Origin of the sequence: Nonlabens sp. (assembly GCF_039941875.1) — a bacterium.
Taxonomy (GTDB): Bacteria; Bacteroidota; Bacteroidia; order Flavobacteriales; family Flavobacteriaceae; genus Nonlabens.
Map to the genome: position 1 here is coordinate 166,085 of NZ_JBDVDQ010000009.1, position 16,605 is coordinate 182,689.

The following is a 16,605-nucleotide window of genomic DNA, read 5'->3' on the forward strand; positions in this document are numbered from 1 at the left end:
AAATTAAAACTTAATAGACCTAATTTAAAACAATCATCTTAAATTGCACACGTTAAATATACCAGTGAAAAAACATCTTTTAAATATACTCGCAGTTCTATTAATAGCCATCACATTAGTTCAATGTGCAAAAAAAGGCTCACCTACAGGTGGTCCAGTGGATGAAAAGCCGCCAGTAATATTACGCATGTATCCAGATAATTATACTCGTAATTTCAAGAGTCGCTTTATTGAGATAGAATTTGACGAATTTGTGAAACTTAATGATTTACAAAAACAACTGGTTATATCACCGCCTTTAGAAACGCGTCCTACTATTACACCACAGGGAACTCCATCAAGAAAAATAACCATAGAGATTACCGACACTTTAAAGGATAATACTACTTATGTTTTTAATTTTGGACAAAGTATAGTAGACAACAATGAAGGGAATCCATACCCATTTTTTAAATACGTTTTCAGTACTGGGACTGTGATAGACTCCTTGACCTTAAAAGGTAAAATAACTGACGCCCTAAATTATGAGGCAGAAGAATTTGTAAACGTTTTACTATATGAAGTAAATGAAGAATATACAGATAGTGTCGTGTATAAAGAACAACCTCGATATGTATTAAACACCCTAGACAGTCTGACTACCTTTACTATGGAAAACCTTAAAGAAGGTGCTTATAAAATGGTAGCACTCAAAGAAGAAAATTACGATTTACGCTTTGATGTAACAAGAGATAAAATAGGTTTTATCACAGAACATATAACCATTCCAAGCGACGAAGTTTATGAACTTAACATGTACCAGCAAGAACTAGATCCTAGCATTAAAAAAATTACACAACAAGCTCAATCTAGACTTTATGTAGGTTACACAGGTAACGTAGACGATTTAAAAATAGAACCAACTGATAAATCACTAATTACCAAAAGTCGCTTAACGCAATTAGAGAAGAAAGACACGTTACAGTATTGGTATCAACCAGTTATTAAGCAAGATTCTGTTATGATCAACACAACAGTTTCTAATCAAGAAGAAGAATTTAAAGTACGTTTAAAAGAGCTTGCAAAAGATACCTTGAGCATAAAGAAAGGGAATGATTTCTCACTAAATAAACCATTTACTTTTTCAGCATCTACTCCTATAGAAAAGGTGGATACTAATTTCATGAAACTTATTGATAAAGACAGTTTACAAATATCTTTTACTACGAGATTAGACAGTCTTAAAAATAATGCTATCGTAGATTTTGAAAGAAAAGAGTCTCAAAAATATAATCTAACCCTTCTACCAGGTGCTGTAACAGATTTTTATGGTGAGAAAAACGCAGATACATTAAGCTATAATTTCAACACAGTAAAATCAACATCTCTAGGTAACATAAGCGTTACCATAAATAACACAAGAGATTTCCCTATCCTTATTCAAATTACTAAAAAGGACCTGACCATAGAGCTAGAAAAGTCTGTGGATAAAAATGGTACTTATAACTTCTTCTACCTCAACCCTGGAAATTACTATATAAGAGTCGTTTATGACACTAACAAAAATGGCAAATATGACGCAGGTAATTTCTTAAAAGGTATACAACCTGAAAAGGTGGTTTACCATCCTGAAGTAGTAGAATTAAAACCTAATTGGGACAGAGTTTACAACCTTAATTTAAAGTAAAAAGATCACGATCTTCTAGAAACCGCAATTTAGAACGGTATTTCTTAATTTCAGACTTATGAATCTCAATAGTTTGTATTCCTTCTTCTTCCCAAGGTTGATCAAGCAATTCATTCCCTAAGACATCATAAATTTGAGAATGGCCATTATAATCCATTCCAGTACCATCTTTTCCTACTCTGTTAACACCTATGCAATAACTCATATTTTCAATGGCACGAGCTTTTAATAAAGCATCCCAAGCATTTATTCTAGGTACGGGCCAGTTAGCAACATATAACAACACGTCATAATTACTTGTATTTCTAGCAAAAACAGGAAACCGCAAGTCGTAACAGATTTGTAAATTAAATCTCCAGCCTAGATATTCCGCCACTACGGTTTCCCCACCATTCTCGTACACCTCATGCTCACCAGCAAGTGTGAACGTGTGTCTTTTATCATAAATGGTAGAAGATCCATCAGGACGCATAAAAATACCTCGGTTTACAAATGTATCACCTAATTGAAACATGACACTTCCATAAATAGCAAAACCACCTCTTATCGCATGGTCTTTTAAATAATCGATAATGCCAGAGTCACAAGCAAGACCATCGGGCTTCATAGAAAAACCTGTGGTAAACATCTCAGGAAGTACGACTAGATCTGTTTTTCCATTGAGCAACTCCATCTTCTTAGAAAAATTATTCAAGTTTTGTCTCGGATTTTCCCACACCAGAGAAGTCTGGATAATCGATGTCTTTAAAATATCCTTTTTCATGATTCTGTTTTAAATTAAAAAAAATAGGCAGCACTATTTAAAGAACTGCCTATAATATATATTTTAGACGAAAAATGTAAATACTATAAAATTAAGCATTCATAATATCTTCTATTTCTTCTGCTTCTATAGGAATATCTCTCATAAGGTTAAATGGCGCACCACTATTATTGATAACCACATCATCCTCTAGTCGTATACCAAATCCTTCTTCTGGAATATAAATACCAGGCTCAACTGTAAATACATTTCCTGCTTGCATAGGCTCCCATAAAATACCATAATCATGAGTATCTAGCCCCATGTGGTGTGACGTACCGTGCATAAAGTATTTTTTATACGCTGGCCAGTTAGGATCTTCATTTGCAACGTCTGCCTTATCGATAAGACCTAGTTCTAGAAGTTCCTTGGTCATTATCTTACCTACCTCTACATGGTATTCTTTCCATAAAGTACCTGGCACAAGCATTTTAGTCGCCTCATTCTTTACTCTTAGCACCGCGTTATACACTTGTTTTTGTCTATCTGTAAAACGACCATTTACTGGTATAGTTCTAGACATATCACTTGCATAATTAGCATACTGTGCACCAGCATCGATAAGAATTAAATCACCACTCTTGCATTCTTGATTGTTCTCTATATAGTGCAACACATTTGCATTATTACCACTCGCAATGATAGGTGTATAAGCAAAACCATCACTACGGCTTCTTATAAATTCATGTAAAAACTCTGCCTCTACTTCATATTCCATCACACCAGGCTTCACAAAATCTAATACACGACGGAAACCTGCATTAGTAATATCACAAGCCTTCTGAATCAAATCTATCTCGATTTGATCCTTAACCGCTCTTAAACGTTGCATAATCGGTGCCGACTTTGCATAATTGTGCGCTGGATATTGAGCTTTGGTTTTTTTAATAAATCGATCTTCACGACTTTCTAGTTCTACAGACTGGCGGTAATGCTCATTAGTATTGAAATAGATGGTATCGCATTGCGTCATCATTTCAAAAAACTTCTTATCAAAATCACTTAACCAGTACACAGTTTTTATACCTGTTACTTCCGTTGCTTTTTCTTTAGTCAGTTTTTCACCTTCCCATACAGCGATGTGCGCATTAGTTTCTGTAACAAAAAGTACTTCTTTATGCGCTGGATCTGGACTATCTGGAAAAAGAACTAAAATAGTATTCTCCTGGTCTGCACCACTTAGATAAAATATATCGCGGTGTTGTTTAAATGGCAGCGTACTATCAGCTCCTGTTGTAAAAACATCGTTAGAATTAAAAACAGCTAGACTAGACGGCTTCATTTTGGCCATGAAGTTCTTACGGTTTTTAATAAAAAGAGCCGGATTTATAGGATGATATTTCATATGTAAAATCTATAATTGAGTTATGATAATGGTTTTTATACCGCTTTCGCGAAAGCGGAACTACAACCTACCGCAAGGTAAGAATAGCTCTATAGACGGCAAAGAAAACTAGAATTCATTAACACCAAGATCTCCCATCCTTTTTAAATAATAACAAGAGCAATTAGGAACGTTTCTTTTTACGATTTTTAATAAAAGTAACTACTAAAAGCAGTACAATTACAAGGGTAACACCGATGATAAAATACCTGGCAACTTCCATAATAATTATGATTTTGATTAGTCTTCTAAATTTATAGAAAAGCTAGCAATAAAAAAAGTCCTGTTTCTTAGACTAAGAAACAGGACTTTAAAATATTTTATGACTTTAACTAGTCTACATAAACACCATTTTCAGGTTTTGCAAATGTTGCTGTATCCATATTACCGCCGTCTATATCTATACTCTTAAATTCTCTTACTTTACCAGCTGGTACTGTAGGTTTATTATCTTCTACTTTATACCAGGTAAGTTGTGTAGGTAACAATAAACCATTTACCTCATTCCACTCATTATAGTGGACAAAGTTAAATTTATCTGACTTTCCTCTATTTCCAGCAGTAACTGTGTAAGCTAACCATGTCATCTTTTTAGTTTCTGGGTGGTAATACATGAGGTAATTATCATCAGGAGAATCTCCTACTGCAGCTTCAAATCCTACCTTAATACCAGGATAAGTAACTCCGTCGAATTCTAATGGCGCTACTTCTTCATACACGATACCATTATCTGCAAGTAAGAAAGGCATAGAGTAAAAATAGAACATTAAATTATGGTAGAATTTTGCTCTAGCTTCTGGAAAATAAGCGCTATCCTGTGCGATCCATACTTTCCCATCTAGAGAACCTATGGTATGAGTAGGTGATTTTACAACTATATCTCTAGTCTGCACGTCTGCAATAGTTTCTGTTTCATCTAGAGAATAAGTAAGACTTCTCATTTCAGACCATTTTTGAAGTCCACCATGAGCGGCAAGTACATCTTTTAATCCCTGAGGATATCTAGATAGGTCTACCATAGTTTTTTCTACAACGGTTTCTTTTTCTACAGAAACTTCTTTCTTTTCTTCAGTCTTGCAAGACACCAACAATGTCGCTACAAATAAGGCTAGTATTATTTTTTTCATGTGCTGAAAATAAATAAAGAGTATCACGATTATGTTAGGGATATTATAAAATTAAGTTAGAAGAAAACCACCCTATAGAAAAATATTATATTCTTGCTGTATAGAAACATGAGGATTAAAACTATAGTTCAAAGTCCTTATCTTTAAACGCCACTTAAAAAATACTTCATGAAAAAGCTTTTGTCTTTTCTATTTATCAGTTCTTCCATCTTCACTTTTGCTCAAAATCCAGTTGCCACAAGCGGTACAGATGTGCAAAGTAGTCTAGATAAAAAAGAGCAATTATCAGAATCTTCTCCTTTCAAAAATCTAGAATTTAAAAACATAGGACCTACAGTAATGTCTGGTCGTGTAGTAGATATAGACATTAACCCAGCAGACCCAACAGAAATGCTAGTCGCATATGCTAGTGGTGGTTTATGGTATACTAACAATAACGGTACTAGCTTTACTCCTATTATGGATAATGCTGGCACCATTAATCTAGGTGATATAGCTGCAGACTGGGATTCTAAAACCATATGGGCAGGAACAGGAGAAAACAACTCTAGCCGTAGTAGTTATGCCGGTATAGGATTACTTAAATCTACCGACTGGGGTAAAACGTGGAGTAAACCCATGCTTACAGACTCTCAACATATAGGACGTATTTTAATCGATCCTAAAAACACAGACCACGTAGTCGTTGCCGTAACAGGACCTTTATATTCTGTAAGCGATAACCATGGTATTTATACTACTCAAGATGGTGGTACAACTTGGGATAAAACTCTCTTTGCCACCAGTACTGCAGGTTTTATAGATCTAGCCACAGCACCAGATAATTTTAATATCATGTATGCTGCTAGCTGGGAGAAAAATCGCAAAGCATGGAATTTTGATGGAAATGGAACAGCAAGTGCCATTTATAAAAGTACCGATGCTGGACAGAGCTGGATTAAAATCACTACAGAAGCAAGTGGCTTTCCTGTAGGAAGTGGAACAGGCCGCATAGGACTAGCCGTATATGATGAGGACACTGTATATGCTATTCATGATTCCCAATTTAGAAGACCAGCAGAAAAAAAAGATTCTAAAAAAACGACTAGTAATCAACTTTCTAAAGACGACTTTAAATCGATGTCTAAAGAAGGTTTCTTAAAACTAGACGATAAAAAACTAAATACCTTTTTAAAACAAAACGGTTTTCAAGAAAAATACCGCGCTCAAAATCTAAAAAACATGGTACGCGCAGGAGATGCTACTCCTATGGATGTCGCAAAATATCTAGAAACGGCAAATACACAGCTTTTTGACACACCGGTAAAAGGAGCAGAATTGTATCGTTCTAACGATGGTGGTAAAACATGGAACAAAACTCATGAAGGACAGATAGATGGTGTTTTTTATAGCTATGGATACTATTTTGCACAAGTACGTGTAGATCCTAGCGATGTAAATCACCTTTACGTTATGGGCGTGCCGATCATTAAATCTGTAGATGGCGGTAAGAACTGGATCAACATTTCAAGAGAAAACGTACATGCAGACCATCATGCTTTATGGATAAACCCTAACAAACGTGGTCATATTATCAATGGTAACGATGGTGGGCTTAACATCTCTTATGATGATGGTGAGACGTGGATTAAAAACAATTCTCCTAGTGTCGGTCAGTTCTATTCTATTAATTACGACACAGAAAAACCTTATAATATTTATGGTGGTTTACAAGATAATGGCGTTTGGGTAGGTGCGCACAACGCAAGAGAAAACAGAGCATGGCATCAAAGAGGTCACTACCCATGGGAAACCATTATGGGTGGCGACGGTATGCAAGTTCAAATAGACGCGAGAAATAGTGACATCGTTTATACGGGATACCAGTTTGGTAACTATTATAGAATAAATCGCGATTCTAGAGAGCGCACGTACATACAACCTAAACATGAATTAGGAGAATCTCCATACCGTTTCAACTGGCAAACTCCTATTTTATTGAGTTCACATAACCAAGACATTCTTTATTTAGGTAGCAATAAATTACACCGTTCTATGAACAACGGTACAGACTGGACCGCTATCTCACCAGACCTTACTCAAGGTGGTAAAAAAGGAAACGTAGCTTATGGAACGTTAACGACTATTAGTGAATCTCCATTTGAGTTTGGATTAATCTATACAGGCTCAGATGACGGTTTAGTGCAACTTACTCAAGATAGCGGTGCAACCTGGAAAAGCATAAAAGGTAACTGGCCGGCAAACCTATGGGTAAGCCGTGTAGTTGCTTCTCAACACAAAAAAGAACGTGTTTATGTTACCTTAAACGGTTATCGATTTGATGATTTCACTACCTACGTTTTCATGAGTGATGATTATGGAACTACCTGGAAAAACATAGGCAACAACATTCCTACCTCTCCTGTAAACGTGATTATTGAGCACCCTAAAAGTAAGAACACTCTCTTTGTAGGAACAGATAACGGTAGTTACATCAGTACAGATCGTGGAGCAAATTGGGATATTCTAAATAACGGTATGCCGCCAGTTGCCGTTCACGATATGAAAATACAACCAGTTGCAAATGATCTATTGATCGGTACGCACGGTCGTTCTATTTATACTGCAAATCTAGATGCCCTTGCATTGATGGATAATGATAGTTTCGCTTTCGCGAAAATTGATAAAATCAGAGCCTCGTCTAGATATGGATCACAAGGATTTATGTGGAGCAAAGGACCAGAACCTGCTATAAAACTTTCTTACTACACTCCTATGGCTGGAAAAGTAAAAATAGAAGTACTCAACAAAGATGGAAAAACCATTTATGAAAATGCTAGTATGAGTACAAATGGTCTTAACTTTTACACTTATAATGGTACTGTAGGAGAATATGCTTTGAAAAGATTTGACAAAGAAAACAGACCAGTAAAAGCACAAAACGGAAAGTACTACCTGCCTAAAGGAACTTATACGGTTCAATTATCTGGTAACGGTGGAAGTGCTAGTCAGGAGTTAGTAGTGGAGTAAAGTATTTGCTTTTCTAAAATGACAAAGAAAGAGATCGATCACATTATTGAGAAGGAATCTGGAACTATTTTATTGGTCAAAGATTCAGATCAAACCTTTTTTGAGGTAATTCTTAATAATTGGGTCTCCCTACTTTCTGCCGTATATTTTTTAAGTCGAAAGAAACTTGACCATCTCATTTTAACTGAAAAAAGAATAATTGTAATCATTAGAAATAAAGTTCATAAAGAGTATTTCTTTTCTGATTTTGAAACCATAAATTATAACGGAAATAATTCAGTTATAGAAGTAATCGATCTCCATCAACAACTATCAATACCTTTAACAAAATTAAAGATAAGTTACGAAGAGTCTAATATTTTAAAACATCAACTATCAGAGTTTTTAATTCGTAAAAAAAAGATTTAGAATCACTCAGTTATCGAAATGTAAATTAATAAGTTATTTATGAAATATTACTTTCTATTACTTACCATTATATTGACCAGTTGCACAGAACAAAAGAAATCTGAACCACAAATATCATACATGAAAACAACCATACAGCTAGAAGCAGAGCAAATATCTATAGATCTTTCAAAACCACATGATATTAGTCTAGCGGTACAAAATAATGCTGGGGTTGGTGCGTGGTACATAGATCAACCTGTTATTAAACATGTAGAAGTAGATGGATATGTGGGTAATGTTAAATTGGGCGGCTCGACTAATTTTAATGACGTTAATTTTAATCCGCATAGTCATGGAACACATACGGAATGTATTGGGCACATTACAGAAGAGTTTCACAGCGTGAATAATGTACTAAATGAGACCTTCTTTAAAGCGCAGTTAATAAGTGTAACACCACAAGAAATAGATGGCGATCTAGTCATTAATGAATCGGTAACAACTCCTTTAGCTACTGGAATAAAGGCTGTCGTGTTGCGTACCATGCCTAATCCAGAAAGTAATAAGAGCAAGAATTATTCTAATAGCAATCCACCGTATGTAGATGCTGGATTAATGTTACGCTTTCGCGAAAGCGGAATCCAACACATTCTCATAGATTTACCTAGTGTGGATAAAGAAAAAGATAATGGTGCGTTGCTGGCGCATAAAGAATTTTGGAATTTTAATGGTGAGCAACGACTGGACGCTACTATTACCGAGTTGATTTATGTACCTGATGTGATAAAAGACGGCTTTTACATGCTAGATCTTCAAGTAGCACCTATAGAAAATGATGCTGCACCTTCTCGTCCTATTCTCTACGAGATATTGTAACTTTGATTTATGGAATTATTATTTTTTCTCGGACTGGCATTAGGAGCAGTCGCTTCATTTTTTATTTTTAAATTCTTTTTTAAAAATGGCAAAAAAGAGAACACTCGCGAGCAAAGTGTTGTTCTTATGGAGAAAATACGCTCGGTTTGTAAATTCATAACCGTAGAAGGGGATTTTTCTGAAATCTACCACTATCAAAATGTAAAGGATAAAATTGCCAACTTTCTATTAGGAAAGAAAAAAGCCATTATCTTAATTAATGCAAAGGCACACATAGGCTTTGACCTCACTAAAATAGAAATGGATAGTGATCCTGAGAAAAAAACGATCGTCCTAAAGAACTTTCCACAGCCGCAAATTTTGAGCATAGAAACCGATTTTAGTTACTATGATAAGTCAGAAGGATGGGCAAATTACTTTACTAGCGACGACCTTACTGAGGTAACACGCAACGCAAAGCAACACATTATTGATAAAGTACCAGAAAGTGGCCTTATGGAACAGGCTCGTAAAGAAGCTGTTCTTGCCATTAAAATGATGGAAGGGCTCGCAGCTACCATAGGATGGACTCTAGATTATAACGCTCTAGTTCTAGAGGAATCTGAAAAGATTAAAAAGCTAGATTCATAAAATGGAAATAGATCAACTAAGAGACTACTGTCTTTCTAAAAAAGGTGCTACAGAAGAGTTTCCATTTGACGAAGTGACCTTAGTTTTTAAGGTTATGAATAAGATGTTTTGTCTCGCTGGTCTCGAAAAATGGGAACGTGGAGAGAAAACTATAAATCTTAAATGCGACCCTGACAAAGCTATAGAGTTAAGAGAACAATATGATGGCACTGTAATAGGTGGTTTTCATTCTAATAAAAAACACTGAAATACCATATACACAGACCGTGATATGCCACGAGAAGAACTGCAACAATGGATAGATCACAGTTATGATCTAGTGGTCGCAAAACTGACTCGTAAAGACAAAGAACTTTTAAAAAACAGCTAATTGGATTCAAAACTCCACACCTTTTATAACGGGCGCATTGCTCAGTTTACAGACACTAGCAACCGTTTACAAAATCAATTGCGATTATCTAGCACCATACGGTTTCTAATATTTATAGGCGGTTGTGCTGCCGTTTATTTACTTTTTGATTATTGGCAATATGCATTATTAGCTGCATTTGTAATATTCGGTATTTTCTTATTTTTAGTTTCTAGACATGAGAATTTAAAACGCAAACGCGATTTTCAAATAGCGTTGAGAGATATTAATGGTAAGGAATTACAAATTCTAGATCGTGATTTTCATGGTTTTCCTGATGGTAAAGAATTTCTAACAGAAGACCACGAATATGGACGTGACATTGATTTATTCGGTGCAGGGTCTATATTTCAATACCTGAATAGAAGTGTTACTAAAGATGGTATTAAATCTCTTGCTCATAAACTGAACAGCAACGACATCTCTCAAATAGAGAAAAAGCAAGGTGCTGTAAAAGAACTAGCAAATAAAGTCGATTTTAGACAGGAATTCTGGGCAACAGCTACATTGCTTGATAATGAGCGCAATCCTAAATCGATGTTAGAATGGGTAAAAGGTTATGAATCTTTTGTCCCTAAGATATTCTCATGGTTGTGCTGGTTATGGCTAGCGTTAAGTATATCAACATTTGCCTTATACTTCTACGATCTAGTTACCGGTTATGTACCATCTGCTGTGTTTTTTGCAGGTTTAGGAATTACTGGTAAATACATTAAAAGAATCACTGCTTTTTCTGGTAACATAAGTAGTCTGGAATTATTTTTTAGTCAGTACAGTCAGTTAATACTAGCGATAGAAAATGAAAATTTTGAAAGTGAATTGCTAGTAGAATTGAAATCAAAAATTACAACTGATGGAGCGCCGGCTTCAGAACGTTTTTATGAACTAGCAAGATCCATAGGAAGACTGGACCAAAGAAATAACATGCTTTTTGGTGTTATGGCAAATGGTTTGGGACTTTGGGATTTAAAACAAGTACATACTATAGAAAACTGGCTGCAAGAAAATGCGAGTCATATAGAGAACTGGTTACAGGCCGCTGCAGAAATAGATGCGATGAGCTCGTTAGGTAACTTTGCTTACAACCATCCTGACTTTACCTATCCTAAAATAGTATCAGGTGATTTTCAATTAAAAGCAACAGAGGCACATCACCCTTTGTTAGATCCTAATAAGTCCATAGGTAACAATATAGACATATCCTCTGGTGAGTTCTTTATCATTACTGGTGCAAACATGGCAGGAAAAAGCACATTCTTGAGAACGGTATCTATGAAGATAGTACTCTCTAATGTAGGTTTACCAGTACGTGCTAAAGAAGCTACTTATAGCCCGATTAAGCTTATTACAAGTATGAGAACTAGTGATTCCTTAACTGATGATGAATCGTACTTCTTTAGTGAATTAAAACGTCTTAAATATATAGTTGATAAAATAGAAACCGATCGGTATTTTATTGTTCTTGATGAGATTCTTAAAGGGACGAACAGCCAGGATAAAGCTAACGGTTCTCGCAAGCTTATTGAGAAACTCTCTAGAAAACATGCGACAGGAATTATCGCTACACACGATTTAAGTCTTACTGAAGTTGCAAATGAGTACGATACGATCTCTAATTATTTCTTTGACGCAGACATCACTAATGACGAGCTCACCTTTGATTATAAATTTAAAGATGGTATCGCTACTAATATGAATGCGAGTTTCTTATTGAGAAAAATGGGAATTGTTGATGACTAAAATCTGAAATGCTCGTTTACCAAAATTTCCAAAATGGTTTTTGGCTATCTTTTGGCTTCATCTCCACTTCCTGTCTAGGGTACGAATTAATTTCTTCAAGGTTATAGTCTATTCCATCGTAGGTTTTCTGCCAGAGAAAATTATTAATTGCTATACGTTGATCAACAGAGTTGTTCCAAATGGTTTCAAAACCTACAGCTTGCAGCTCTTTAATAATCAACTGTCCAATTATAATAGCTTCTTGTTCGTTACTCTCTTTGCTGTAAAAACCTATATGTAACGTGCCGATGTTATCGATCACACCGGTAATATCTTGTTCATTATAAAAACAGTATCCTTTGAGCAAGTAGCCTAAATCAACTAGCTCATCCAAAAGCACACGACAGTCATAATCTCCTTCTTGCTTAGTAAAACCTGCATGATGTAAACTTACCACACCTAATTTTCTAAGAGAATTAAAGGCTTTTACTAGTTTCTGAAAATCTGTCGGCTTACTCCATTTTGAACTACTCTTTTCATGGAGCTTCATTTCATGAGAAATCTTAGCATTGAGCCACGTTGAATCTATAGTATGACCTTCATCAGTACATAAATCCCATACCCTTTCATAAATATCTTCATGACTATAAAATCCTATACTTATATCTTCCTGTATGTTTTCCAGAATTTGAGATTCTTGGCCTTCTTCCATCTAATTACTTTCTTAGTAAACTAATTTTATTGAAGATATCATAAATCACTATACCAGCACAAACGGATATATTTAAACTGTGTTTAGTGCCGTATTGATCTAGCTCTATAACTTCTTTACACGCATCTACTACTTCTTGCTGTACACCTTTTACTTCGTTACCTAGAAAGATGGCAACTTTATCACCTTTTGAAGGTGAGAAGTTGTAAAGATTTTGAGAGCGCTCTGCTTGTTCTATAGCACAAGTCGTATAACCTCGCTCATTAAGTTTGTTTACTATATCTACAGTATTCTCTACATATTCCCATTCTATAGTTTCTGTAGCTCCCAAGGCTGTTTTTCTAATGTCTTTATGCGGTGGTTGTGCAGTGATTCCACATAAATAGATTTTTTCAACTCGATAAGCATCTGCACTACGGAAAACAGAACCTATATTATTTAAGCTACGCACGTTATCTAAAACAATTATCAAAGGTGTTTTATCACTTTCTTTAAAACCTTCAGTAGTAAGGCGATCCAGTTCTTCGTTAAGTAGTTTTCTCATCATGTGTCAAAGGTAAGAAGTTGTCTTTTCTTTATAGAAACTTTATTTGCGTAAAGAGTTGTAATTATTCCGCTTTCGCGAAAGCGGAACACAAAAAAAGGATAGCCATAAAGCTATCCTTTTATATTATAAAAATGTTATGTAAGATTACAAGTTAACTGCAGGACAGTTACAACTCCATCTATCTTTTCTACATAAGAAATCGATACCTAAAGTAATCTGGTGAAAACCACCATTTGCAAACTGTACATCACCAAACTGGTAACTATAGTTATAACCGAATGTAAATTCTTTGTACTTTACACCAAGAATAGGAGAAAGAAGAGAAAGGTTTTGTTCTTGTACGCTAGTTCCATCTAAGAACTCAGCTCCATCAAAACTCTGACGATAAGAAAGTCCCATGTAAATTACACTAGTATCGTTAAGGTCATAATAAGCCTTTGCGTTGATATCCATAAACTGTTCTCCTGTACGGTCTGTACGTTGATATAATACAGATGGTTCCCACTGCCAGTCACTATTACGTGGAGCAAATAAATATCCTACTGTTGCAACATAACGACGCTGGTTAGTACTTTCAAAACCTTCTGAATAGATTTCACGGTTTTGGAAAAGTGCATTCTTTACAGTGAAGTGTGCATAAAATTCTTTGTAGAAGTATGACATACCTATATCTACATTAAAGTAAGAATCACTTCTAAGAACTCCTGTGATAATTGGGTCAAAGTCTGCAAGGTTAAAGTCTGACTCATCTAGTCTACTTTGTACTAGACCAGCACTCATACCGAAGGAAATTCTGTTTAAGTCTTCAAAACCACCACCTATCTGTAGGTGATAAGCGTAAGAAAGATAAGCACCAGTCTGTGAATGGTAACCGTTCTTATCATTAAATAATATTGCTCCTATACCACTATTCTCTCCTATACCTGTATTAAAACTTAACGTTTGTAAGTTAGGCGCATCTTCTTGATCAAACCATTGCTGTCTTACTGTACCTCTTACTTTACCACATGCTGCTGCTCCTGCCATAGAAGGGTGAAGTAAGTAATAGTTATCTGTTAGATAATCTAAATAAACTGGAACACCTTCTTGTGCGATGGCTAGCTGACCACTAAAAACGATAGCTAGTAAAATGAATAGTTTTTTCATGTTTAGTTTTGTGTAACTCTCTAACGTTATAAACGTTAAAAATGTTTTATACCTTGTTAGTTAATTGATTTTTCGAAAATGAAACAAATGAATTGTTTGGGCGCATTTTCTGAAAAACATCGTCTAAAAATCTAGGATTAGATGACAAGGTTTCAAATATATAAATTTTTGTTTTAGAACAAGGGTTTATAAGGATTATGTTGAACAACTAATGAAATAAAATCACAAATTTGTGATATAAACTTACAGAATTGGTAAAACAAAAACACTCATAAAATTAATCGATTGATTTATATGAAGCTTTACCTTCTTAAGCGCCTTATCTTTGTGTTAGATTAAAAATAGTTATGGAAAATCATCAAATTAAGGTTGTAAATACTAGTAATGAGTCGATTGTGAAATTTGAAAGCAATCATTTCTTAGTAAAAAACCATAGTTACGAGTTCAAAAATATAGATGACGCAAAGCCATCACCTCTAGCACAACAGCTTTTTTACCTTCCTTTTGTAAAAACTGTTTATATCGCACAGAATTTTATCGCAATAGAAAAATACGATATTGTAGAATGGGCAGATGTACAAACAGAGGTGGCAGAGCAAATTGAGACTTTTCTTAATAGTGATGCTACTCTAGTTACCACAGACCAAGAAAAGAAGAAAGTGCCAGTAACTGTTTATGCAGAGGCTACTCCTAATCCTAATGCAATGAAATTTGTTGCTAATAAAAAACTTACTGTAAATAGCAAAGAGTTTAAAAGCATTAATGATACTGAAGCGAATACAATAGCCAGAGATTTATACAAATTCCCTTTTATTAAAGAGCTTTATGTAGATGAAAACTATATCTCTATTCAAAAGCACGATGTCATTTCTTGGGACGAAGTAACTCACGAGGTGCGCTCTTTTATTAGAGAGTCGATAGAAAACGGTAATTCTATAGGTGAAACTAAGCATGAAAGTGCTGCTATTGTAAAAGAAAAAGGAGAGTCTACAGACCTACCTAAATTTGAAAACCTAGATGACATCTCTAAAAAGATAGTTGAAATTCTAGATGAATATATAAAACCAGCTGTCGCGAGTGATGGAGGTAATATAGTCTTTGAAGGTTATGAAGAAAGTAGTGGTGAGGTAAGAGTGATTTTACAAGGTGCATGTAGCGGCTGTCCATCATCTACCATGACTTTGCGCAATGGTATTGAGACTATGCTTAAAGATATGATACCAGGTAAAATAGATAGAGTAGTTGCACTAAATGGCTAAAAAGTGTATCTTTTATGATTAAATAATCATAAAAAATTACAACCATGGCAGTTTTAAAAGTAATCGAGGTATTAGCAAACAGTGACACTAGCTGGGAAGAAGCAACAAATAAAGCAGTTGAACACGCTGCAAAAAGTGTCAAGAACATAAGGTCTGTTTACGTAAACGAGCAAAGTGCTCAGGTAAAAGATGGTAAAGTATCTGAATACAGAGTGAATGTAAAAATCACTTTTGAGGTTAATTAATTTTAACCTGCTTTAAATTCTTTAAGGTAAAAAGGTTCAAAATAAGCGACATCTACGGTGTCGCTTTTTTTATACTTATCCATTGCTAGGTCGCATAATGTTAACGCTGTGGGATTAGAAGTGGTATAGGTATGTTGCTCTTCCTTTATAAGATCTTCGAACTTAGTAATACCTGTCCCGATGAATGTTACGGTTCCGCTTTCGCGAAAGCGAGAAAAACTTTCTTGATCTAATATAACAGCAGCAGGAGATTCTAGTTGCTCAGTACCATCAAATATCGCTGCATATACTTCCATCCTTCTTGCATCTAACATCGCGATAGAAATATTTGAACTGGTATTTTGTTTACTTAAAGACTCTAAGGTACTCACAGCCATCATAGGTATACCTAAGGCATAACACAATCCTTTTACAGTAGCAACTCCTATACGTAAACCGGTGTAAGAACCTGGACCTTCACTAACGGCAATACCATCTAGATCGTTTGCAGTGATATTATTGCGTGTTAAGATCTCATTTATGTAAATATGTAGTCGCTCTCCATGGCTATAACCATCACTATTATCTTCTAGTAGATCTAGACAGTGAACAATGCCATACTGATTATTAAAACCTCCATTATCTGACGCTAGCGCAACAGAACAATTAGTAGAGGTAGTTTCTACACATAAAATTAAAGCCATA

The 16,605-nt window shown here is 35.2% G+C and carries 15 protein-coding genes and 1 pseudogene; 9 read left to right on the forward strand and 7 right to left on the reverse strand.

Going from position 1 to position 16,605, the window contains the following annotated elements; genetic code table 11:
- The first annotated feature begins 64 nt into the window (after nucleotides 1–64).
- On the forward strand, nucleotides 65–1,666 hold the full coding sequence (locus tag ABJF08_RS06030; RefSeq protein WP_348115180.1) for an Ig-like domain-containing protein: 1,602 nt from the start codon (nucleotides 65–67) through the stop codon (nucleotides 1,664–1,666).
- Here the strand turns inward: ABJF08_RS06030 and ABJF08_RS06035 are convergent.
- From ABJF08_RS06035 to ABJF08_RS06045, 3 genes are all read right to left on the reverse strand, one after another.
- On the reverse strand, nucleotides 1,653–2,429 hold the full coding sequence (locus tag ABJF08_RS06035; RefSeq protein WP_348115181.1) for a nitrilase family protein: 777 nt from the start codon (nucleotides 2,427–2,429) through the stop codon (nucleotides 1,653–1,655). The genes ABJF08_RS06030 and ABJF08_RS06035 overlap by 14 nt on opposite strands.
- Nucleotides 2,430–2,520: 91 nt before the next feature.
- The gene (locus tag ABJF08_RS06040; RefSeq protein ID WP_104514367.1) at nucleotides 2,521–3,813 is read right to left on the reverse strand and encodes an aminopeptidase P family protein; all 1,293 of its coding nucleotides are present in this window, start codon (nucleotides 3,811–3,813) and stop codon (nucleotides 2,521–2,523) included.
- Between the two features lie 371 nt (nucleotides 3,814–4,184).
- On the reverse strand, nucleotides 4,185–4,979 hold the full coding sequence (locus ABJF08_RS06045) for a DUF6503 family protein (protein WP_348115182.1): 795 nt from the start codon (nucleotides 4,977–4,979) through the stop codon (nucleotides 4,185–4,187).
- Between the two features lie 168 nt (nucleotides 4,980–5,147).
- Between ABJF08_RS06045 and ABJF08_RS06050 the strand changes: the two genes are divergently transcribed.
- The 6 genes and pseudogenes from ABJF08_RS06050 to ABJF08_RS06075 all read left to right on the forward strand — a co-directional run bounded on the left by ABJF08_RS06050 (nucleotide 5,148) and on the right by ABJF08_RS06075 (nucleotide 12,033).
- Nucleotides 5,148–7,988, forward strand: coding sequence for a glycosyl hydrolase (locus ABJF08_RS06050; protein WP_348115183.1), 2,841 nt, complete (start codon nucleotides 5,148–5,150; stop codon nucleotides 7,986–7,988).
- Between the two features lie 18 nt (nucleotides 7,989–8,006).
- On the forward strand, nucleotides 8,007–8,396 hold the full coding sequence (locus tag ABJF08_RS06055; protein WP_348115184.1) for a hypothetical protein: 390 nt from the start codon (nucleotides 8,007–8,009) through the stop codon (nucleotides 8,394–8,396).
- Between the two features lie 120 nt (nucleotides 8,397–8,516).
- Nucleotides 8,517–9,254, forward strand: coding sequence for a cyclase family protein (locus tag ABJF08_RS06060; RefSeq protein WP_348115185.1), 738 nt, complete (start codon nucleotides 8,517–8,519; stop codon nucleotides 9,252–9,254).
- 9 nt (nucleotides 9,255–9,263) lie between these two features.
- The gene (locus ABJF08_RS06065; RefSeq protein WP_348115186.1) at nucleotides 9,264–9,884 is read left to right on the forward strand and encodes a DUF4230 domain-containing protein; all 621 of its coding nucleotides are present in this window, start codon (nucleotides 9,264–9,266) and stop codon (nucleotides 9,882–9,884) included.
- A 1-nt stretch (nucleotide 9,885) separates the two neighbouring features.
- A pseudogene (locus tag ABJF08_RS06070) lies at nucleotides 9,886–10,254 on the forward strand (MmcQ/YjbR family DNA-binding protein).
- Entirely contained in the window at nucleotides 10,255–12,033 is a 1,779-nt protein-coding gene (locus ABJF08_RS06075) for a DNA mismatch repair protein MutS (RefSeq protein WP_348115187.1), read from the forward strand.
- A gap of 16 nt (nucleotides 12,034–12,049) precedes the next feature.
- Here the strand turns inward: ABJF08_RS06075 and ABJF08_RS06080 are convergent, their stop codons facing one another.
- From ABJF08_RS06080 to ABJF08_RS06090, 3 genes are all read right to left on the reverse strand, one after another.
- Nucleotides 12,050–12,724, reverse strand: coding sequence for a hypothetical protein (locus tag ABJF08_RS06080; protein WP_348115188.1), 675 nt, complete (start codon nucleotides 12,722–12,724; stop codon nucleotides 12,050–12,052).
- A 4-nt stretch (nucleotides 12,725–12,728) separates the two neighbouring features.
- Entirely contained in the window at nucleotides 12,729–13,268 is a 540-nt protein-coding gene (locus tag ABJF08_RS06085) for an RNA methyltransferase (protein WP_348115232.1), read from the reverse strand.
- A gap of 147 nt (nucleotides 13,269–13,415) precedes the next feature.
- Nucleotides 13,416–14,417, reverse strand: a complete 1,002-nt coding sequence (locus tag ABJF08_RS06090; protein WP_348115189.1) for a type IX secretion system membrane protein PorP/SprF — start codon at nucleotides 14,415–14,417, stop codon at nucleotides 13,416–13,418.
- A gap of 347 nt (nucleotides 14,418–14,764) precedes the next feature.
- Here ABJF08_RS06090 and ABJF08_RS06095 point away from each other — a divergent pair, with 347 nt between their 5' ends.
- Nucleotides 14,765–15,676, forward strand: a complete 912-nt coding sequence (locus tag ABJF08_RS06095; protein WP_348115190.1) for a NifU family protein — start codon at nucleotides 14,765–14,767, stop codon at nucleotides 15,674–15,676.
- A gap of 44 nt (nucleotides 15,677–15,720) precedes the next feature.
- Nucleotides 15,721–15,921 (forward strand): dodecin family protein, encoded by a 201-nt coding sequence (locus tag ABJF08_RS06100; protein ID WP_104514356.1) that lies wholly within the window; start codon nucleotides 15,721–15,723, stop codon nucleotides 15,919–15,921.
- Between the two features lie 2 nt (nucleotides 15,922–15,923).
- Here ABJF08_RS06100 and tsaB read toward each other — a convergent pair whose 3' ends face one another.
- The gene (tsaB, locus tag ABJF08_RS06105) at nucleotides 15,924–16,604 is read right to left on the reverse strand and encodes a tRNA (adenosine(37)-N6)-threonylcarbamoyltransferase complex dimerization subunit type 1 TsaB (RefSeq protein WP_348115191.1); all 681 of its coding nucleotides are present in this window, start codon (nucleotides 16,602–16,604) and stop codon (nucleotides 15,924–15,926) included.
- Between the last annotated feature and the right edge of the window lies 1 nt (nucleotide 16,605).